At 60.2% G+C, this 20,818-nt stretch carries 14 protein-coding genes; 5 read left to right on the top strand and 9 right to left on the bottom strand.

The genetic code is table 11. The annotated features are described in order from the left end of the window. Window positions 1–776: 776 nt before the first annotated feature. Window positions 777–1,352: an ANTAR domain-containing response regulator gene (locus A8O26_RS04275; protein ID WP_007916390.1), complete on the bottom strand. Its 576-nt coding sequence runs from the start codon at window positions 1,350–1,352 to the stop codon at window positions 777–779. A gap of 15 nt (window positions 1,353–1,367) precedes the next feature. Then, a complete protein-coding gene (locus tag A8O26_RS04270) occupies window positions 1,368–2,579 on the bottom strand; it encodes a CmpA/NrtA family ABC transporter substrate-binding protein (protein WP_064116914.1) in 1,212 nt (403 codons plus the stop codon). A 223-nt stretch (window positions 2,580–2,802) separates the two neighbouring features. Between A8O26_RS04270 and A8O26_RS04265 the strand changes: the two genes are divergently transcribed. Then, window positions 2,803–3,822 (top strand): quinone-dependent dihydroorotate dehydrogenase, encoded by a 1,020-nt coding sequence (locus A8O26_RS04265; RefSeq protein ID WP_064116913.1) that lies wholly within the window; start codon window positions 2,803–2,805, stop codon window positions 3,820–3,822. A 241-nt stretch (window positions 3,823–4,063) separates the two neighbouring features. Here the strand turns inward: A8O26_RS04265 and rmf are convergent, their stop codons facing one another. Further along, complete coding sequence (rmf, locus tag A8O26_RS29295; protein ID WP_003223300.1) at window positions 4,064–4,279, bottom strand: ribosome modulation factor; 216 nt, start codon at window positions 4,277–4,279, stop codon at window positions 4,064–4,066. A gap of 532 nt (window positions 4,280–4,811) precedes the next feature. Here rmf and rlmKL point away from each other — a divergent pair. Then, complete coding sequence (gene rlmKL / locus A8O26_RS04260) at window positions 4,812–7,082, top strand: bifunctional 23S rRNA (guanine(2069)-N(7))-methyltransferase RlmK/23S rRNA (guanine(2445)-N(2))-methyltransferase RlmL (protein ID WP_064116912.1); 2,271 nt, start codon at window positions 4,812–4,814, stop codon at window positions 7,080–7,082. Window positions 7,083–7,227: 145 nt separating this feature from the next. After that, window positions 7,228–9,609, top strand: a complete 2,382-nt coding sequence (locus A8O26_RS04255) for a sensor domain-containing diguanylate cyclase (protein WP_064116911.1) — start codon at window positions 7,228–7,230, stop codon at window positions 9,607–9,609. Window positions 9,610–9,744: 135 nt separating this feature from the next. Here the strand turns inward: A8O26_RS04255 and dacB are convergent, their stop codons facing one another. Next, complete coding sequence (dacB, locus tag A8O26_RS04250; RefSeq protein ID WP_064116910.1) at window positions 9,745–11,205, bottom strand: D-alanyl-D-alanine carboxypeptidase/D-alanyl-D-alanine endopeptidase; 1,461 nt, start codon at window positions 11,203–11,205, stop codon at window positions 9,745–9,747. 233 nt (window positions 11,206–11,438) lie between these two features. Between dacB and A8O26_RS04245 the strand changes: the two genes are divergently transcribed. Then, window positions 11,439–11,783: a YggL family protein gene (locus A8O26_RS04245; protein ID WP_007916365.1), complete on the top strand. Its 345-nt coding sequence runs from the start codon at window positions 11,439–11,441 to the stop codon at window positions 11,781–11,783. Between the two features lie 256 nt (window positions 11,784–12,039). On the opposite strand, the gene A8O26_RS04240 is transcribed toward A8O26_RS04245, so the two are convergent. Beyond that, the gene (locus A8O26_RS04240) at window positions 12,040–13,230 is read right to left on the bottom strand and encodes a benzoate/H(+) symporter BenE family transporter (RefSeq protein ID WP_064116909.1); all 1,191 of its coding nucleotides are present in this window, start codon (window positions 13,228–13,230) and stop codon (window positions 12,040–12,042) included. Between the two features lie 340 nt (window positions 13,231–13,570). On the opposite strand from A8O26_RS04240, the gene A8O26_RS04235 reads away from it, so the two are divergent. After that, entirely contained in the window at window positions 13,571–14,335 is a 765-nt protein-coding gene (locus A8O26_RS04235; protein ID WP_064116908.1) for a GntR family transcriptional regulator, read from the top strand. 158 nt (window positions 14,336–14,493) lie between these two features. Here A8O26_RS04235 and guaD read toward each other — a convergent pair whose 3' ends face one another. The 4 genes from guaD to xdhA form a co-directional block, all read right to left on the bottom strand. Continuing rightward, window positions 14,494–15,798 carry a guanine deaminase gene (gene guaD, locus A8O26_RS04230; protein WP_064116907.1) on the bottom strand — a complete coding sequence of 435 codons (1,305 nt, stop codon included), beginning with the start codon at window positions 15,796–15,798 and terminating at the stop codon, window positions 14,494–14,496. A 13-nt stretch (window positions 15,799–15,811) separates the two neighbouring features. Then, complete coding sequence (xdhC, locus tag A8O26_RS04225; RefSeq protein WP_064116906.1) at window positions 15,812–16,669, bottom strand: xanthine dehydrogenase accessory protein XdhC; 858 nt, start codon at window positions 16,667–16,669, stop codon at window positions 15,812–15,814. A 118-nt stretch (window positions 16,670–16,787) separates the two neighbouring features. Further along, window positions 16,788–19,187 carry a xanthine dehydrogenase molybdopterin binding subunit gene (gene xdhB / locus A8O26_RS04220; protein WP_064116905.1) on the bottom strand — a complete coding sequence of 800 codons (2,400 nt, stop codon included), beginning with the start codon at window positions 19,185–19,187 and terminating at the stop codon, window positions 16,788–16,790. Next, the gene (gene xdhA / locus A8O26_RS04215) at window positions 19,180–20,634 is read right to left on the bottom strand and encodes a xanthine dehydrogenase small subunit (RefSeq protein WP_064116904.1); all 1,455 of its coding nucleotides are present in this window, start codon (window positions 20,632–20,634) and stop codon (window positions 19,180–19,182) included. Before xdhA ends, xdhB begins: the two co-directional genes overlap by 8 nt. Window positions 20,635–20,818: the final 184 nt, after the last annotated feature.

Raw genomic sequence — 20,818 nt, 5'->3', positions numbered from 1 at the left:
CTGTACGTTTTACATAGCGAGATTTGTGCCAACAGCCGGAAAATCAAAAGCCCCTCACCCTAGCCCTCTCCCGGAGGGAGAGGGGACTGACCGAGGTGTCTGGCGTCAAACATCGACCTGAGAGACCGAGTCGATTATGGGTTCACAGCAGAAATTGCAGGTCGGCGTACATCGCGAGCATCCCCCAATCAGTCCCCTCTCCCGGAGGGAGAGGGGACTGACCGAGGTGTCTGGCGTCAAACATCGACCTGAGAGACCGAGTCGATTATGGCTTCACAGCAGAAATCGCAGGTCGGCGTACATCGCGAGCATCCCCCAATCAGTCCCCTCTCCCTCCGGGAGAGGGGACTGACCGAGGTGTCTGGCGTCAAACATCGACCTGAGAGACCGAGTCGATTATGGGTTCACAGCAGAAAATCACCGGGCGGCGTACGTTGCGAGCATCCCCCAATCCAGTTCACTTTCCCGGAGGGAGAGGGGACTGACCGAGGTGTCTGGCGTCAAACATCGACCTGAGAGACCGAGTCGATTATGGGTTCACAGCAGAAATTGCAGGTCGGCGTACATCGCGAGCATCCCCCAATCAGTCCCCTCTCCCTCCGGGAGAGGGGACTGACCGAGGTGTCTGGCGTCAAACATCGACCTAAGAGACTGAGTCGATTATGGATTCACAGCAGAAATCGCAGGTCGGCGTACATCGCGAGCATCCCCCAATCAGTCCCCTCTCCCTTTGGGAGAGGGCTAGGGTGAGGGGGCTCTTAAGAGGACAGAAAATTTCAGCCAAGCAACTCACTCATGGCAATAATCTGCTCCGCCACCTGAATCAGCTTCTGCTGCCGGCTCATTGCCTGCCGCCGCATCAAGGTGTAAGCCTCTTCCTCATTGCAATCCTTCATCTTCATCAACAACCCCTTGGCCAACTCAATACGCTTGCGCTCAGCCAGTTGCTGATCACGCGCCTGCAACTGCGCGCGCAACGCCTGATCACTTTCGAAGCGCGCCATCGCCACATCCAGAATCGGCTGCAAACGCTGGGCATGAATGCCTTCGACGATGTAGGCGCTGACCCCGGACTTGATCGCCTGGCGCATCACCCCCGGATCATGTTCGTCGGTAAACATCACGATCGGCCGTGGCTGGTCGCGGCTGACCAGCACCACTTGTTCCATGACATCGCGGCTCGGTGACTCGGTATCGATCAGGATCACGTCCGGGCGCACCGTTTCGACGCGCGCGGGCAGGTCGATGGTCAGGCCGGACTCGTCAATCACCTCAAAACCGGCTTCGGTCAATGCGGCTTTCAGGCGCCCGACTTTTTTCGCCGTGTCGTTGATCAGCAGAATGCGCAACATGTTCGCGGGCTCCTGTCAGCGGCGGGCGAGAAGGGCAGCATCGTCGTTCAACGCATGCAACTTGAAACTGCGCGCGTAACCGGCCGGGTCGCTGCCGTCCCAGATTTTGCCGTCGAGCAACTGGCTGCTGCGCATGTCGGTGCCCCACGCGGCAACACCGACCGCCGTCGCGGCGTCGCGATAGAGATCGAGCTGCTGAACCTGGCGGGCGACAGCGAGGTAATCCGGGTCTTCGCGCAGCAAACCCCAGCGGCGGAACTGGGTCATGAACCACATGCCGTCCGACAGATACGGCAGATTGACCTCGCCCTTGCCGTGAAAGCGCAAGGCGTGCGGGTCCTGCCAGCGATTGCCGAGGCCATCGGCATAGTCGCCGAGAAACCGCGGTTCGATGCAGGCAAGCGGCGCGTCGAGGTACTCCGGCGCACTGAGCAGTTGCGCGCTGCTGCGGCGGTTTTCCGGGCTTTCTTCGATGAAGCGGCTGGCTTCGAGGATCGCCATTACCAGCGCCCGCGCCGTGTTGGGGTATTGCTCGACAAACGCACGGGTGCAGCCGAGGACTTTTTCCGGGTGGTCGGGCCAGATGGTCTGACTGGTGGCGAGGGTGAAGCCGAAATCCTGCTGCACCGCGCTGGCCGCCCACGGTTCACCAACGCAAAAACCGTCTATGCGCCCGGCCTGCAGGTGCGCGACCATTTGTGACGGCGGCACCACCACGCTGTCGACATCCTGCAACGGATGAATGCCTTGGCTCGCCAGCCAGTAATAAAGCCACATCGCGTGCGTGCCAGTGGGGAAGGTCTGGGCGAAGGTCAGTTTTGCGCGGCTTTGGTGCACATGGCGATCCAGCGCTTCAGGACTGGTCACACCGAGGTTTTGCAGACCGTGGGAGAGATTGAGGCTCTGGCCGTTCTGGTTCAGGCCCATCAGCACGGCCATGTCGGTCGGGGCGACACCGCCGATGCCCAGGTGTACCGCATAGATCAGGCCGTACAAACTGTGCGCGGCATCCAGTTCACCGCTGACCAGTTTGTCGCGCAGGTTGGACCAGGAGCTCTGACGCTTGAGGTTCAGGGTCAGCCCGTAAGGCTGGGCGAAGCCCTGTGTCGCCGCGACGACAACCGAGGCGCAATCGCTCAGGGCCATGAAGCCGAGGTTGATTGCACTCTTTTCCGGGGCATCGCTGCCATTGACCCAGGCCAGCGGCCCTGCCGAAGATTCATTCATCCAACGCTACCTCGAAAAAAAACGTCGCCACGGACTTTGCGCAGGCAAACCCCGAAGACGACGCCATTGTCCTTGCCCGCCTGCCGCCATTGGCCTGCGCGCTGATGGCAAGGCGGGTGCAAGGCATATGCCAGTGACAGCGATTTGCGCGTGCGCCTCGCGCGGCAGGTCGATGCCCGGCTATAATCGCCGCCTCTTTTCGCCGCCCGAGTCATCGCCGCCCATGTATTCCCTGGCCCGTCAGCTGTTGTTCAAACTTTCCCCGGAAACCTCCCACGATCTGTCGCTGGATCTGATCGGCGCGGGTGGGCGTTTGGGCTTAAACGGCTTGCTGTGCAAGGCCCCGGCGAAAGTGCCGGTGACGGTGATGGGCCTGGAATTTCCGAACCCGGTGGGTCTGGCGGCCGGTCTGGACAAAAATGGCGCGGCCATCGATGGCTTTGCACAACTGGGTTTCGGTTTTGTCGAAATCGGCACCGTGACCCCGCGTCCGCAGCCGGGCAACCCGAAACCACGGATTTTCCGCTTGCCGGAAGCCGAGGCGATCATCAACCGCATGGGTTTCAACAACCTCGGTGTCGATAACCTGCTGGCGCGGGTGGCAGCGGCTAAGTACAAAGGCGTGCTGGGCATCAACATCGGCAAGAACTTCGACACGCCGGTTGAGCGTGCGGTCGACGATTACCTGATCTGCCTGGACAAGGTCTATGCCCACGCCAGCTATGTAACGGTCAACGTCAGTTCGCCGAACACTCCGGGCCTGCGCAGCCTGCAGTTCGGCGACTCGCTCAAGCAATTGCTCGCCGATCTGGCCACGCGCCGCGCCGAACTGGCCCTGCGTCATGGCAAACATGTGCCGTTGGCGATCAAGATCGCGCCGGACATGACTGATGAAGAAACCGCGCAGGTGGCTCAAGCGTTGATCGAAACCGGCATGGACGCGGTGATCGCGACCAACACCACTCTCAGCCGTGTTGGCGTTGAAGGCATGGAGCATGGTGACGAGGCGGGCGGTCTGTCGGGCGCGCCGGTGCGTGACAAGAGCACCAACACCGTGAAGGTGCTGGCCGGTGAGTTGGCTGGGCGTTTGCCGATCATTGCCGCGGGCGGGATTACTGAAGGCAAGCATGCGGCCGAGAAGATTCTGGCCGGTGCGAGCCTGGTGCAGATCTATTCGGGCTTCATCTATAAAGGCCCGGCGCTGATTCGCGAATCGGTCGACGCCATCGCCGCGCTGCGCTGATCCAATTGTGGGAGCGAGCCTGCTCGCGAAGGCGCCAGTTCAGTCAATATTTCTGTGACTGACACACCGCTTTCGCGAGCAGGCTCGCTCCCACAGGTTTTTTGTTTGGGCACAAATAATGTGACAGGCATAAAAAAGGGCTCCTCGAAGGAGCCCCTGGGCCGCAGCCCGCCGTCCGGGAAGGACGTGCATGGTAAGTCGTTACAAATTCAGATTGTCGTGTCGGAGTAAATGCCCTGTGTCAGCCGACGGCGTGAAGTTCGTTGAGTCTGTGGATTCCCGCAGTGCCGGTCATACCGTCCCAGTTGTCGCCGCGTCCTTCTCGCCAGCCGTTGATCCAGGCTTGACGTACCGACGGTAGAGTAAATGGGCAAAGCTCACGGGATTTGCCACCAACGCCATATTGATATCCGCGCAAAAATGCTCTTTCCAACGGATCACGCTTAAGTCTTCTCATAGGGTGTTTCCCTCACTTGTTGACTGTTTTGTATCGCGTTGACCTCAACTGAGGTCTGGCAGAAAAAACCTGCCATGGTGTGGCTCGCTGCCGGCGTGGCGAGCCAAGGTGTTGACGCCGTTGCGACGTCAACCTGTGTTCAGTTCTAACCAATGAGTCACAGCGAGGGAATGATCGTTTTGTCATAAGGACGTAACGAAAGTAGTGCTACAGCCATAAGTAACGACGGGTTTCATGAATGTTTTTTCAGCAAACCCCGGTATGATCAGCCCCGCGCTGCATGATGGGTTTAATTCTTTAGTGAGAATGACCCACGTTTGCGCTGGGGTATAAAGCGACGAAGGGTCGCTTTAAGACTTTTTGTTTCATCAACTTTTTTATCTGTCCCGGCATCTAAGCTCTTTTAACCCGAGCAGCGGGGATGGAATGGCACACCTTCGTGCCACGCGGGCGTTCTTTTAGAAAAGCGCCTGATTGAAAACCGGATCGGCAATGCGTTGCCGATTCACTAGCCAAAGGCTCTGGAAATACCATGTCCGACCGTTTCGAACTCTTCCTCACTTGCCCTAAAGGCCTTGAAGGCCTGCTCATCGAGGAAGCCGTCGGGCTTGGCCTTGAAGAAGCGCGCGAGCACACTTCCGCCGTGCGTGGCATGGCGACCATGGAAACCGCTTATCGCCTGTGCCTCTGGTCGCGTCTGGCCAATCGTGTGTTGCTGGTGCTCAAGCGCTTCCCGATGAAGGACGCCGAAGATCTGTACCACGGCGTGCTCGACATCGAGTGGCAGGATCACATGCTCAGCGACGGCACCCTGGCCGTTGAATTCAGCGGCCACGGTTCAGGCATCGACAACACCCACTTCGGCGCGCTGAAAGTCAAAGACGCCATCGTCGACAAACTGCGCACCCCGCAGGGCGACCGTCCGTCGATCGACAAGCTCAACCCGGACCTGCGCATTCACCTGCGTCTGGATCGCGGCGAAGCGATTCTCTCCCTCGACCTCTCTGGGCACAGCCTGCACCAGCGCGGCTATCGCTTGCAGCAAGGCGCGGCGCCGCTGAAGGAAAACCTCGCGGCGGCGATTCTGATCCGTTCTGGCTGGCCGCGCATTGCTGCCGAAGGCGGCGCGTTGGCTGACCCGATGTGCGGTGTCGGTACGTTCCTCGTCGAAGCGGGCATGATTGCCGCCGACATGGCGCCGAACCTGCGCCGCGAGCAGTGGGGCTTCACCGCTTGGCTCGGTCACGTGCCGGCGCTGTGGAAAAAGCTCCACGAAGAAGCCGCCGAACGCGCCGCTGCCGGTCTGGCCAAGCCACCGCTGTGGATTCGCGGTTACGAAGCCGATCCACGCTTGATTCAGCCGGGCCGCAACAACGTTGAGCGTGCTGGCCTGAGCGAATGGATCAAGATCTACCAGGGCGAAGTGGCGACCTTCGAGCCGCGTCCGGATCAGAACCAGAAAGGTCTGGTGATCTGCAACCCGCCGTACGGCGAGCGTCTCGGTGACGAAGCCAGCCTGTTGTATCTCTACCAGAACCTCGGCGAGCGCCTGCGTCAAGCCTGCCTGAACTGGGAAGCGGCGGTGTTCACCGGCGCCCCGGATCTGGGCAAGCGCATGGGCATTCGCAGCCACAAACAGTATTCGTTCTGGAACGGCGCGCTGCCGTGCAAGCTGCTGTTGATCAAAGTGCTGCCGGATCAGTTCGTCACTGGCGAGCGTCGCACCCCGGAACAGCGTCAGGCCGAGCGCGAGCAAGCGGCTTACGATCAAACCCCGGACGAGCCGCAAGAACGCAAGTTCAACAAGAACGGCAACCCGATCAAACCGACGCCAGCCCCGGCGCCAGTGATCGAGCAGCCGCGCTTGAGCGAGGGCGGGCAAATGTTTGCCAACCGTCTGCAAAAGAACCTCAAGGCGATGGGCAAGTGGGTCAAGCGCGAAGGCATCGATTGCTACCGCGTTTACGATGCCGACATGCCTGAGTACGCGATGGCGATCGACCTGTACCACGACTGGGTGCACGTCCAGGAATACGCCGCGCCGAAGTCGATCGATCCGGAAAAAGCCTCGGCACGGATGTTCGATGCACTGGCGGCCATTCCGCAGGCGCTGAACGTCGACAAGAGCCGCGTCGTGGTCAAACGCCGCGAGCGCCAGAGCGGTACCAAGCAGTACGAGCGTCAGGCTGCGCAGGGCAAGTTCAATGAAGTCAGCGAGGGCGGCGTGAAGTTGCTGGTCAACCTCACCGACTACCTCGACACCGGTCTGTTCCTTGATCACCGCCCGATGCGCATGCGCATCCAGAAAGAGGCCGCCGGCAAGCGCTTCCTCAATCTGTTCTGCTACACCGCGACCGCCAGCGTGCACGCGGCCAAGGGTGGCGCGCGCAGCACCACTAGCGTCGACCTGTCGAAAACCTACCTCGACTGGGCGCGCCGCAACCTGTCGCTGAACGGCTTCTCGGACAAGAACCGTCTGGAGCAGGGCGACGTGATGGCGTGGCTGGAAAGCAGCCGTGACGAGTACGACCTGATCTTTATCGATCCGCCGACCTTCTCCAACTCCAAGCGCATGGAAGGCATCTTCGACGTGCAGCGTGATCAGGTGCAGTTGATCGACTTGGCGATGGCCCGTCTGGCAAGCGGTGGCGTGCTGTATTTCTCCAACAACTTCCGCAAGTTCCAGTTGGAAGAAAACCTCGCCGAGCGTTACGCGGTCGAGGAAATCAGCGCGCAGACCATCGATCCGGACTTCGCCCGCAACACCAAGATTCACCGCGCCTGGAAAATCACGGCTCGTTGACGCTTTGCGATATTGGATCCACAGAGCCTTGATTTTTAAAGGCTCCGTGGATCCTCCCGCGCTAGCTAAATTAGTGGCTAATAGCTATAACTCACACACGGTCAATGGGGTTTTCCCGTAAATGCTGGCGTAGTGAGTTGTCTTTATGTCGTTGCACCCCGTGCGCCCAAAGATTCTGGGTTTCATCAGCGAAGACGTCTCGGCCTGGCTGGTCGCGCTGCTGGTATTGCTCGCCGGCGGGATTCTCACGGGGCTGCTCGCCTGGGCCACCCTCAATCAGTTTCAGCAACAATTGCGTCAGCGCTTTCAGCTGCTGGCCAACGAACGTTACAGCCGAATAGAGGAACGTTTTCAGGATCAAGAGCAACGTCTCGATGGCCTGCGTCGTTTCTTCGCCAACTCCGAATCGGTGTCCCGCGCCGAGTTCGACGGTTACACCCAACCTTTATTACTGCGCACCCAGGCCTATTCGTTCGCCCTCAAAATCAGTGGTGCCGAGCGCGCGGCGTTCGAGCAGCGCGTGCGTGATGAAGGCCTGAGTAACTTCACCCTGCGTGAACTGAATGCCCAGGGCGAGTTGCAACTGGCTGGCTTGCGCGATGAATACGTGCCGGTGCTGTATAGCCAGACGCAAAGCCGCCTCGGTTCACCTTTGGGTTATGACCTGCTCGCGCAACCCCTGCGTCGCGACACCCTGCAACGCGCCGACAAGCTTGGCAGTCTGGCGGTGTCGCAACCGATGCATCTGGTCAGCATCGAACCGTCGTATGCGCGTGGCGTGTTGCTGGTGGCGCCGGTCAGCCGCGAGGGGGCGCGGCAGCCATTTGGCTACGTGATGGCGGTGATCAGCATGCGCCAGTTGCTCGCCGACGGCTTGCCGGATGCCTTTCATGATTACCTGTCGGTGCGCATCCTCGACATGTCGACCAATGACCAGCATGAAGTGTTGTTCGAGTCGACCAACGAACCGGCGCCGAGCGATCTGTCGGCCACGCGGCTGTTGCGCATGGCTGATCACGATTATCAGGTCGATATCCTGCCGAGCGAGGCGTTCGTCCAGGCCAACCATTCGTCGGTCGCCAGCGTGGTCATCTTGGGCGGCCTGCTCAGTCTGCTGCTCAGCGCTTTGCTTTACGTATTGGTCAGCCAACGTCAGCGCGCCTTGCGCATGGTCGAACAGCGCACGCAGGAGTTGCATGCCAGCGAACAGGAACTGCGCGGCACCCACGGGCAATTGCGCGGCGTGCTCAACGCGGCGACCCAGGTGGCGATCATCGCCACGGATTTGCGCGGGGTGATCAATACGTTCAATCCTGGCGCTGAACAAATGCTCGGCTACAGCAGCGCCGACGTGGTCGGGCACATGACCCTGGAAAACCTGCACCTGCCCCGCGAGCTGAGCGCGCGCGCTGCCGAGTTGAGTGCGCGTTACGGCAAAAGCATTCCGACCTGCCACGCGATGCTGGTCGAGGGCGGTGAAGTCGGCGGTCACGAGGCGCGGGAATGGACGCTGGTGCGCAGCGATGGCAGCCATATTCCGGTGAACATGCTTGCCACCCCGGTGCTCGATGAGCAGGGTTTGTGGGTCGGCCATCTAGCGATCTGCATCGATATTACCGAGCGCAAACGCGTACATGAGGTGCTGGCGGCGCGTGATGTGTTGCTGAAGAAACTCAGTGCCCATGTGCCCGGTGGCATCTATCAATTCAAGATGGAATTCGACGGGCGCTTCAGTGTGATCTACGCCAGCGACGGCATCCGCGAGATCTACGAACTGGAGCCGGACGTGCTGCTGTTCAATGCCGAGGCGATCTTCACGCGCATTCATCCACAGGACATTACGCGCGTGCGTAGCTCGATTCGCGCTTCAGCGGACAGCCTCAGCCCGTGGCGCGAAGAGTACCGCGTGCAATTGCCCGAGCGCGGTCTGCGTTGGGTGCGCGGCGAGGCGACACCGGAAGAGCTGCCGGGCGGCGGCGTGTTGTGGCACGGCTATATCTCGGACATCTCCGACCTCAAGCGCGTGGAAGAAGAACTGCGTGCGCTGTCGGTGACCGATTCGCTGACCGGCATTCATAACCGTCGCTACTTTCAAGAGCGCCTGACCACGGAAATGGCCCGGGTCGAGCGCGGTGGTGGCGAGCTGTCGGTGATCATGCTCGACATCGACCACTTCAAACGCATCAACGACCAGTACGGCCACGCCGTGGGTGACCGGGTGTTGCAAGCGGTGTGTGAGCGAATCGGCCATCGTTTGCGGCGTACCGATGTGTTCTGCCGTTTGGGCGGTGAGGAATTCATGGTGCTGTGCCCGGACATCGATGGCGAGCACGCACACACGCTGGCAGTTGAGCTGTGGCAGGGCTTGCGCGGCGCGCCGGTGGATGTGGTCGGCGTGGTCACGGCGAGTTTTGGCATCGCCAGTTGGCGGCCGGGGGAGGGCGCGGATGCGCTGCTGCTGCGCGCGGATTCGGGCGTGTATATGGCAAAGCAGCGCGGCCGTGATCGGGTAGAACAGATGAGTTAGGCCTTGACACCCATCCCCTGTGGGAGCGAGCTTGCTCGCGAAGGGGCCCGAACAGTCAAGGAAGATATCGACTGTACTGACGCCTTCGCGAGCAAGCTCGCTCCCACAGGGTTTGATAGTGTTCTCAGGATCCGGTTACAGAACCGAAGCGGTCTGCGGCAGTTTCGGCTGCTTGTACAGATCCAACAGCACCTGATCCAGCACCGACGATGCCCCAAACGGCGCCTTGTCGTTGAGGATCGCCACCACCGCCCAGGTATTGCCATTCACGTCGCGGCTGAAGCCGGCGATTGCGCGCACGGTGTTCAGGGTGCCGGTCTTGACGTGGGCTTCGCCGCGCATCGCCGTGGTTTTCAGGCGTTTACGCATGGTGCCGTCGGTACCGGCGATCGGCAGCGAGCTGATGTACTCGGCGGCATACGGGCTGTGCCACGCGGCTTGCAGCATTGCCGCCATTTCACGGGCGCTGACACGTTCGGCACGCGACAGACCGGAGCCGTTCTCCATCACCAGGTGCGGCGCGGTGATGCCTTTCTTCGCCAGCCACTGACGCACAACGCGCTGTGCGGCTTTCGCATCATCACCGTCGGCGTCGTTGCGGAATTTCTGGCCGAGGCTGAGGAACAGCTGCTGGGCCATGGTGTTGTTACTGTATTTGTTGATGTCGCGGATGATTTCCGCCAGGTCCGGCGAATAGGCACGGGCCAGCAGTTTGGCGCTGCTTGGGGTCGGCGCCAGACGATCCTTGCCCTGAATGCTGCCGCCCAGTTCTTTCCAGATCGCGCGCACGGCGCCGGCGGTGTAGGTCGCGTGGTCGAGCAGCGACAGGTAAGTCTGCGAGCTGCAACCTTCGCCCAACTGCCCGGCAACGGTCACGTTGACGCTACCATCGGCTTGCGGCACCGGGTTGTAGCGCACGCCGCCGGTGCATTGCTTGGACGGCAGCGCCTTGACGGTGTTTTCGATATGGATGCTGGCAATCGGCGGTTCGACCGAGATCAACACGCGGCCACCGTCATTGCGCGCCACGAAGCGCAGGGCCTTGAGGTTGACCAGCAGCGAGTCCGGTTTGACCAGGAACGGCTTGTTCTCGTCGTTGCCGTCATCGTTGAATTCCGGCAGCACTGGTTGCACGAAGAAGTTGCGGTCGAGGATCAGGTCACCGGTGATTTGCGTCACGCCGTTGGCGCGCAGGTCGCGCATCAGCAGCCAGAGTTTTTCCATGTTCAGCTTCGGGTCGCCGCCACCCTTGAGGTAGAGGTTGCCGTTGAGGATGCCGCCACTCAGGTCGCCGTCGGTGTAGAACTCGGTTTTCCACTGATGGTTGGGGCCGAGCATTTCCAGCGCCGCGTAAGTGGTGACCAGTTTCATGGTCGAGGCCGGGTTGACCGAAACGTCGGCGTTGTACACGGTCGCCGTGCCCGGGCCTTCCAGCGGCACCATGACCAGCGACAGGGCGTTGGGCGGCAGTTTGCTGGCCTTGAGGGCTTTTTCGACGTTGGGGGTCAGGGCGGTGTTGAGGGTGGCAGCAGAAACAGGCAGGGCCAGGGGCAGAAGAAGGCCGGCGAGAAACAGAGGACGCAACGATTTGATCATATGAAATAAAACCCTACAGCCGAGGGGAAAATAACGAGGACATGGATGAAAAAGCCCTCAGTGGTCATGAAAGTGTCGGCATTATGCCCCAAGGTGTTATCGCTTGTGCCTTGTCCGGGCCGGCCAACAGGTTATTTTTTTACAGGCGGTCGGCTTCCGGGGCCAGAGAGGCGGGCAATCGGCGGCTTAAACTGGTAAAGTGCCGGCCGTTAATACTTAAGAGGATTGTTCCAATGGCGACTAACCGTTCCCAGCGTCTGCGCAAAAAACTGTGCGTTGATGAATTTCAAGAGCTGGGTTTCGAGCTGAACCTGGACTTCAAAGAAGACTTGTCCGAAGAAGCCATTGACGCTTTCCTCGAAGCCTTCATCAAAGAAGCCATGGAAGCCAATGGTCTGGGTTATGTTGGCGGCGACGACTTCGGTCTGGTTTGCCTGCAGAAGCGTGGCTCGGTCAACGAAGAGCAGCGCGCTGCCGTTGAAGCCTGGCTGAAAACCCGTTCCGAGCTGACAAAGTACGAAGTCAGCCCGTTGCTGGACGTTTGGTATCCGGAAAAGCCGATCAACGCGGCTAAGTGATACTGAAAAAAACGGCGACCTGAGGGTCGCCGTTTTTTTTCGTCTGGTGTTTGGGGGTTCGGCTTGGGATTTGCGGTGAGTCTGCCCCTCACCCCAGCCCTCTCCCGAGGGAGAGGGAGCCGATTTGCGAGCTGTTCAAAACCTGAGTTCGACTCGTTATCACGTGTCGCTATAACTCTCGCATACAACGCGGTCAGTCCCCTCTCCCTCCGGGAGAGGGCTAGGCGGGCGGCGTTCCGATGAGGGGCTTTTGATCCTAAGCTTTACGCCAATTCAGAATCACCAGTGTCAAAACCCCCGCCACAATCCCCCAAAACGCCGACCCAATGGAAAACAGCGTCAGACCCGACGCCGTGACCATGAAGGTAATCAGCGCCGCTTCCCTTTCCTTCACCTCGGTCATGGCAATGCTCAAGCCATTGATGATCGATCCGAACAGCGCCAGCGCAGCAATCGACAGCACCAATTCCTTCGGCAGTGCGGCAAACAATGCGGCCAAGGTAGCGCCGAACACCCCGGCAATCCCGTAGAAAATCCCGCACCAGACTGCGGCGGTGTAGCGCTTGTTGCGATCCTCATGGGCATGCGGCCCGGTGCAAATCGCCGCGCTGATCGCCGCCAGGTTGATACCGTGTGAACCGAACGGCGCCAGCAGCAGTGAGGCAATACCAGTGGTGGTAATCAACGGCGAGGCCGGCACGGTGTAGCCGTCGGCGCGCAGGACGGCGATGCCCGGCATGTTCTGCGAGGTCATCGCCACCACAAACAATGGAATGCCGATGCTGATGGTCGCCGCGAGCGAGAAGTGCGGTGTGGTCCACACCGGCGTCGCCACTTCCAGATGGAAGCCGCTGAAATCCAGCAAACCCATCAAGCCCGACAACGCAGTGCCGATCAGCAACGCGGCGAGCACGGCATAACGCGGCGACAGGCGTTTGACCACTAGATAAGTGAAGAACATGCCCAGCACCAGACCGGTGCGGTGCTGCGCGGCGACGAAAATCTCGCTGCCGATCTTGAACAGAATCCCCGCCAGCAAGGCTGCCGCCAAGGATGCCGGGATCTTTTTCACCAGCCGTTCGAAGCTGCCGGTCAGCCCGCAAATCGTCACCAGTACGGCGCAGGTGATGTACGCGCCAATGGCCTCGCCATAGCTGACGCCGCCAAGGCTGGTGATCAGCAAGGCGGCACCGGGGGTCGACCAGGCAATGGTGATCGGTGTGCGATAGCGCAGCGACAGGCCGATCGAGCACACCGCCATACCGATCGAAATCGCCCAGATCCACGAAGAAATCTGCCCGCTGGTCAGGCCCGCCGCTTGCCCGGCCTGGAACATCAGCACCAGGGAGCTGGTGTAGCCGGTCATCATTGCGATGAAACCGGCGACGATGGCTGAAGGCGAAGTGTCGGCCAACGGGCGCAGTCGGGTGTGGGTGGCGTCGTTCATGACGGCGGTGTTCCTTATACCAATGAAGATCCCTTGTGGGATCGAGCTTGCTCGCGAAGGCGGTGTGTCAGTCGACATCTGTATTGACTGTCACGCCGCCTTCGCGAGCAAGCTCGCTCCCACAGGGAATTGTGGGCGAGCAGCGGATTCTGCGAACAAGCCTAAACTCAAACGTAACGGATCGTTGCAATACAGCCGGGGTCACAAACAGCCATACAGTCGTGTTGCCACCATCCATTGTGTACAATCGCGCTGTTTTTTACGCGATACTTGCCAGCGACCTACTGTGCCGTATTACAGTCACGGTCTATTCGCCGCAGTTCTCCCGACTCGAGTGCCCATGAACGAACAGTTGCAACCCCTCAAGAAACAACCGCGAGCAGGCAAAGCCGGCCGCAGCGGAACCCAGGACGATATTGTCTACGCGCATATCTTCGAGGCCATCCTCGAACAGCGTCTGGCGCCCGGCACAAAATTGAGCGAAGAAGCGCTGGGGGAAATCTTCGGGGTCAGCCGCACCATCATTCGCCGCGCGCTGTCGCGTCTGGCCCATGAAGGCGTCGTGCTGTTGCGGCCGAACCGTGGCGCCGTGGTCGCCAGCCCGAGCGTTGAAGAAGCGCGTCAGGTGTTCATGGCCCGCCGACTGGTCGAGCGCGCGATCACTGAACTGGCGGTGCAACACGCCACCGCCGAGCAAATCGCCGAATTGCGCCAGATGGTCAACGACGAGCGCGACAGCTTCTCCCGTGGCGATCGCGGTGCCGGCATTCGTCTCTCGGGTGAATTCCACCTGAAACTGGCCGAAGCGGCGAAAAACGCGCCACTGGTCAGCTTCCAGCGCAGCCTGGTTTCGCAGACTTCGCTGATCATTGCCCAGTACGAGAGCGGCAACCGTTCGCATTGTTCGTACGACGAACACACGCAGTTGATCGACGCGATCGAGAAGCGCGACGCTGAGTTGGCGGTGAACCTGATGATGCATCACATGGATCACATCGACAGCAAGCTCAACCTCGACGAGGAAGGCGCGTCGGATGATCTGCATGCGGTGTTCTCGCATTTGTTGCAGACCAAGAAGCCGGGGCGTCCTGCGGCCAAGCTCTGAGCTGATACCGAGTCGCGCCCTTCGCGAGCAGGCTCGCTCCCACAGGGGCATGCATTTCAACTGTGGGAGCGAGCCTGCTCGCGAAGGCGATCTGACAGGCAACAAAAAATCCCCCGGGGCTGAACACCTCCGGGGGATTTTTTTGTGCCTGTGAAAGCTTAGCGTTGATGCACCAAAGCCCCCGCCGCATACGTCTGCTGCACCGTGCGGTCATCGCCCAGGGTCATCAACACAAACAGCGTCTCGGCGATGTTGTTGGCCTGCTTCAGGCGATAGCTGAGCAGCGGCGTGGCGTTGTAATCCAGCACCAGGAAGTCGGCATCGGAACCGGGTTGCAGGTTACCGATCTTGTCTTCCAGACGCAGCGCCCGCGCACCGCCCAGCGTCGCCAGATACAGCGACTTGAACGGGCTCAGTCGCGCACCCTGCAGTTGCATCACTTTGTACGCTTCGTTCAGCGTCTGCAGCAGCGAGAAACTGGTGCCGCCGCCGACGTCAGTGCCCAGACCGACATTGAGTTTGTGCTTCTCGGCCATCGGCAGATTGAACAGGCCGCTCCCCAAGAAGAAGTTCGAGGTCGGGCAGAACGAGATCGCCGAGCCGGTTTCCGCCAGACGCGCGCATTCGTCGTCGCACAGGTGCACGCCGTGGGCGAACACCGAGCGCTCGCCGAGCAGTTTGTAGTGATCGTAAACGTCGAGGTAGCCCTTGCGCTCCGGGAACAGCTCCTTGACCCACTCGATTTCCTTGAGGTTTTCGCTGATGTGGGTCTGCATGTACAGATCCGGGTATTCGGTCAGCAGTTGCCCGGCGAGGGTCAGTTGTTCCGGGGTGCTGGTCGGGGCGAATCGTGGGGTGACCGCGTAGTGCAGGCGACCCTTGCCGTGCCAGCGCTCGATCAGCGCTTTGCTCTCGACGTAGCTCGATTCGGCGGTGTCGGTCAGATAGTCCGGCGCGTTGCGGTCCATCATCACCTTGCCGGCGATCATCCGCAGGTCGAGCTTTTCGGCGGCTTCGAACAACGAGTTCACCGACTGCGGGTGCACGCTGCCGAACACCAGCGCGGTGGTGGTGCCGTTGCGCAGCAGTTCCTTGACGAAAATGTCAGCGACTTCGTCGGCGTGAGCCTTGTCGCCGAACTGGCTTTCGCACGGGAAGGTGTAGGTGTTCAGCCAGTCGAGCAGTTGCTCGCCGTAGGCACCGACCATGCCGGTTTGCGGAAAGTGAATGTGCGTGTCGATGAAGCCCGGGGTGATCAGCGCGTCTTTGTAGTGCTCGATTTCGATGTCCGCCGCCAGGTTCGGCAGCAAATCACTGGCGTGGCCAAGGGCGCTGATCTTGCCGCCATCGACCACCAGCAGGCCGTCCTCGAAATATTCGTAGGAGGCTTCGATCCCGACTTCGGCGGGGTCGGCAATGCTGTGCAGGATGGCGGCGCGGTAGGCTTTGCGAGTCAGAGGCATGAGGGTTCTCTAATCAGTTTGAGGCTTTGAGTTTGGCGGCCTGACTGCGCCGTGAAACCGGCAGCAGTTTGGCAATCGGTTCGGCGCTGGCAGTCTGCTGGCCGAAGTTGGCGTTATAGGTGGCGATGATTTCGCCGGCGATGGAGATGGCGATTTCCACAGGCAGTTTGCCTTTGACTTCGCCGATGCCCATCGGGCAGCGCATGCGTTGCACGACGCCGCTGTCGAAACCGCGATCCCGCAGACGGTGTTCGAACTTGGCGCGTTTGGTCTTTGAACCAATCAGGCCGAAGTAGGCGAAGTCGTTGCGCTTGAGAATCGCGGCAGTGAGTTCAAGGTCGAGCTGATGGTTGTGGGTCATGACGATGCAATAACTGCCGGCGGGCAGGTCATCGATTTCATCCACAGGCTCTTCGGACACGATTTTACGCACGCCGTGGGGGATCTGTTCGGGGAATTCGGCATCACGCGAATCGATCCAGCGCACCCGGCAGGGCAGGCTGGCGAGCAATGGCACCAAGGCGCGGCCAACGTGGCCGGCACCGAACACGGCGATTTGCGCCTGCACCTGGCCCATCGGCTCGAACAGCAACACGGTGGCGCCGCCGCAGCACTGGCCAAGGCTGGCGCCGAGGCTGAAGCGCTCCAGATGAGTGTCCTGCTTGCCGCTGGCGAGCATCTCGCGGGCGATCTGCATGGCTTTGTATTCCAGATGCCCGCCACCGATGGTGTCGAAGCTCTGGTTAGCACTGATGACCATTTTCGAGCCGGCGTTGCGTGGCGTCGAGCCGAGTTCTTCGATGATCGTCACCAGAACGCAGGGTTCGCCCTGGTTCTGCAGGTCGGCGAGGGCGTCGATCCAGTTGTACATAGTTCACCCCTACAACATCGTTGTCTGTTCGGGCCTCTTCGCGAGCAAGCTCGCTCCCACAGGGGAATGCATTCCAAATGTGGGAGCGAGCCTGCTCGCGAATGGCCGCGCCTCGGTCCTAGAGCGGAGCCAACTCGGTTTCAGCTTCGACGGCTTTCACCGCTTTGAGCTGACGCACCTGCTCACACCCCCACAACACCCGCTCCGGCGTCGCCGGCGCATCGATCTGCGGCTGATGCTTGTAATCACCAAGGCTCGCCACTGCATCCTTGATCGCACACCACGATGCAATCCCGAGCATGAACGGCGGTTCACCGACAGCCTTGGAATGGAACACCGTGTCTTCCGGATTCTTGCGGTTTTCCACCAGCTTCACGCGCAAGTCGAGCGGCATGTCCGCCACGGCCGGGATCTTGTAGCTGGCTGGGCCGTTGGTCATCAGCTTGCCTTTGTTGTTCCAGACCAGCTCTTCCATGGTCAGCCAGCCCATGCCCTGGATGAATCCACCCTCGACCTGACCGATGTCGATGGACGGGTTCAGCGAAGCGCCGACGTCGTGCAGGATGTCGGTACGCAGCATCTTGTACTCGCCGGTCAGGGTGTCGACGATCACTTCGCAGCACGCCGCGCCAAAGGCGAAGTAGTAGAACGGACGGCCGCGCGCCTGGCTGCGGTCGTAGTAGATTTTCGGCGTTTTGTAGAAGCCGGTGCTCGACAGCGAGACCTGATTGAAATACGCCTGCTGGATCAGCGCTTCGAAAGTCAGAATATGGTCACGAACCCGCACATGGCCGTTGTGGAATTCAACGTCTTCTTCAGTGACTTTGTAGTGACGCGCAGCGAATTCGATCAGGCGCTTCTTGATGATTTCCGCCGCGTTCTGCGCCGCTTTACCGTTCAGGTCAGCACCACTGGAAGCCGCGGTTGGTGAGGTGTTTGGCACTTTGTCGGTGTTAGTCGCGGTGATCTGCACGCGATCGATTTCAACCTGGAACACTTCAGCCACGACTTGCGCGACTTTGGTGTTCAGGCCCTGACCCATTTCCGTGCCGCCGTGGTTCAGATGGATGCTGCCGTCGGTGTAGATGTGGATCAAGGCGCCTGCCTGGTTCAAGAAGCTCGCGGTGAAGGAAATACCGAACTTCACCGGCGTCAGCGCGAGGCCTTTTTTCAGGATCGGGCTGTTGGCGTTGTAGCGGCGGATCGCTTCACGGCGTTCGTGGTACTGGCTGCTTTCTTCCAGTTCAGCGGTCATCTCTTCGAGCATGTTGTGCTCGACGGTCTGGTAGTAATGGGTGACGTTGCGCTCGGTCTTGCCGTAGTAGTTGGCCTTGCGAACCGCCAGCGGATCGAGCTGCAGGTGACGGGCAATCGCGTCCATCACTTCTTCGATCGCGACCATGCCTTGCGGGCCACCGAAACCACGGTAAGCGGTGTTCGACGCGGTGTTGGTCTTGCAGCGGTGACCGTTAATGGTCGCATCGCCGAGGTAGTACGAGTTGTCCGAGTGGAACATCGCGCGGTCAACGATCGACGCGGACAAGTCCGGCGAGCAGCCGCAGTTGCCAGCCAGGTCCATGTTGATCCCGTGCAGGCGCCCGGTGCTGTCGAAGCCGACGTCGTATTCGACGTAGAACGGGTGGCGCTTGCCGGTCATCAGCATGTCTTCGACGCGCGGCAGGCGCATCTTGGTCGGCTGGCCGGTGAGGTGCGCAACCACCGCGCACAGGCAGGCCGGGCTCGCTGCTTGAGTTTCCTTGCCGCCGAAACCACCGCCCATGCGGCGCATGTCGACGACGATTTTGTTCATCGACACGTCGAGCACTTCGGCGACCAGTTTTTGTACTTCGGTCGGGTTCTGCGTCGAGCAGTAAACGATCATGCCGCCGTCTTCGGTCGGCATTACCGAGGAGATTTGCGTCTCCAGATAAAAGTGTTCCTGACCGCCGATGTGCAGCGTGCCTTGAATGCGGTGTTCAGCCGTGGCCAATGCCGAGACCGAATCGCCGCGCTGGTGGGTGTGGCTGTCGAGCACGAAGTGGCGTTTGCGCAAGGCTTCAACCACGTCGAGCACAGGTTCGAGGTCTTCGTATTCGATGATCGCGGCCATCGCGGCTTTGCGCGCGGTTTCCAGGTCTTTCGCCGCGACGGCGAGCACCGGTTGACCAACGAACTGCACGTCATCGATGGCCAGCAGCGGATCGCCCGGCATCAACGGGCCGATGTCTTTCAGGCCCGGCACGTCTTCGTGGGTGATGGCGATGCGCACGCCTTCGAAGGCGTAGCACGGCGAGGTGTCGATGCTGATGATTTTCGCGTGGGCGCGATCCGACATGCGTGCATACAGGTGCAACTGGTTGGGAAATTCCAGGCGGTCATCGATGTACTGCGCTTCACCGGACACGTGCTTGGCGGCGCTGTCGTGTTTGACGCTGCGGCCGACACCGGAGGTCAGATCCTTGGCGAACAATTCAGCCAGTTCAGCTTGGGTTTTTTCTACGCCGTGATGGTTAGACATAAGCGGTCACCCGAGTCTCGATGTGCGGTGTTTGCAGTTCGATGAAGTATTTACGCAGGAGGTTCTGCGCGCTGAGCAGGCGGTATTCCTTGCTGGCGCGGAAGTCCGAGAGCGGGGTGAAATCTTCCGCCAGTGCGGCGCAGGCACGTTCGACCACGGAATTGTTGAACGGCGCACCGATCAGCGCGGCTTCACAATGGGCCGCGCGTTTCGGGATTGCGGCCATACCACCGAAGGCCATGCGCGCATCGGCGATCACGCCGTTTTCGACGCGCAGGTTGAACGCGGCGCAGACGGCGGAGATGTCGTCGTCCAGACGCTTGGAGACTTTGTAGGCGCGGAACAACTGCTCGGCGCTGGCGCGCGGGACGATGATCTTCTCGATGAATTCACTTTCCTGACGGGCCGTGACTTTGTAATCGATGAAGTAATCGTCGAGGTTCAGGGTGCGGCGGGTTTCGCCTTTGCACAGCACAACCTGCGCGCCGAGGGCGATCAGCAGCGGTGGCGAGTCACCAATCGGCGAGGCGTTGCCGATGTTGCCGCCGAGGGTGCCCTGGTTGCGGATTTGCAGCGAGGCGAAACGGTGCAGCAGTTCGCCGAAGTCCGGGTACTCGGCGTTCAGCGCTTCGTAGCAGTCGGAGAGGGCAGTGGCGGCGCCGATTTCGATGCGGTCATCGAAGGTTTCGATGCGCTTCATTTCCGCGACGTTGCCGACGTAGATCATCACCGGCAGGGTGCGGTGGAACTGGGTGACTTCCAGCGCCAGATCGGTGCCGCCAGCGAGCAGGCGCGCTTGTGGATAAGCGTCGTAGAGATCGGCCAGATCAGCGACGGTCAGCGGCACCAGGCAGCGCTTGTCACCGCTGTTGAGTTCGCCGATATCGGTCGGGGCGATGGCTTTGAGGCGCTCGATGGTTTGCGCTTCGCGGGAATCGAACTGATCCGGTTGCTTGCCGCAGCACGATTGCTCGGCCGCCGCCAGAATCGGCCGGTAGCCGGTGCAGCGGCAGAGGTTGCCGGCCAGCGCTTCGTGGGCCTTGGCGTGATCCGGTGCGTCGCTGTTCTTTTGCAGGGCGAACAGCGACATGACGAAACCGGGGGTGCAGAAGCCGCACTGCGAGCCGTGGCATTCGACCATGGCTTTCTGCACGCTGTGCAGTTCGCCTTTGTGTTTGAGATCTTCGACGCTGATCAGTTGTTTGCCGTGCAGCGACGACACAAAAGTCAGGCACGAATTGAGGCTGCGATAGCGAATGTGTTCGCGGCCATCGTCATCCGTTTGCAACTCGCCGACCACTACGGTGCAGGCGCCGCAGTCACCGCTGGCGCAACCTTCTTTGGTGCCCGATTTACCGACGTGTTCACGCAGGTAATTGAGCACAGTCAGATTCGGGTCCAGGGCGTGCTCGCTACGGAGTTCCTGGTTAAGTAAAAACTGGATCACGGAAGGCCTCGCAGACTCATTATTGTTGTTAACCGACTTGAACCGAATTTAGCAGGTCTGACTTTTCGGTCAATGGTTTTCTGACTTAAAGGTCAGGAAAATGCATTTCGTCGATCAACAGCGTGTCTATTCAGTATTGACCTTCATTGGTCAGCCTGGTTTTTTGTTTGGTTTTCTAAAGAAA

The sequence above is a fragment of the Pseudomonas fluorescens genome (genome assembly GCF_001648775.1).
Taxonomy (GTDB): Bacteria; Pseudomonadota; Gammaproteobacteria; order Pseudomonadales; family Pseudomonadaceae; genus Aquipseudomonas; species Aquipseudomonas fluorescens_M.
This window is presented reverse-complemented; position numbering and strand designations above follow the sequence as displayed.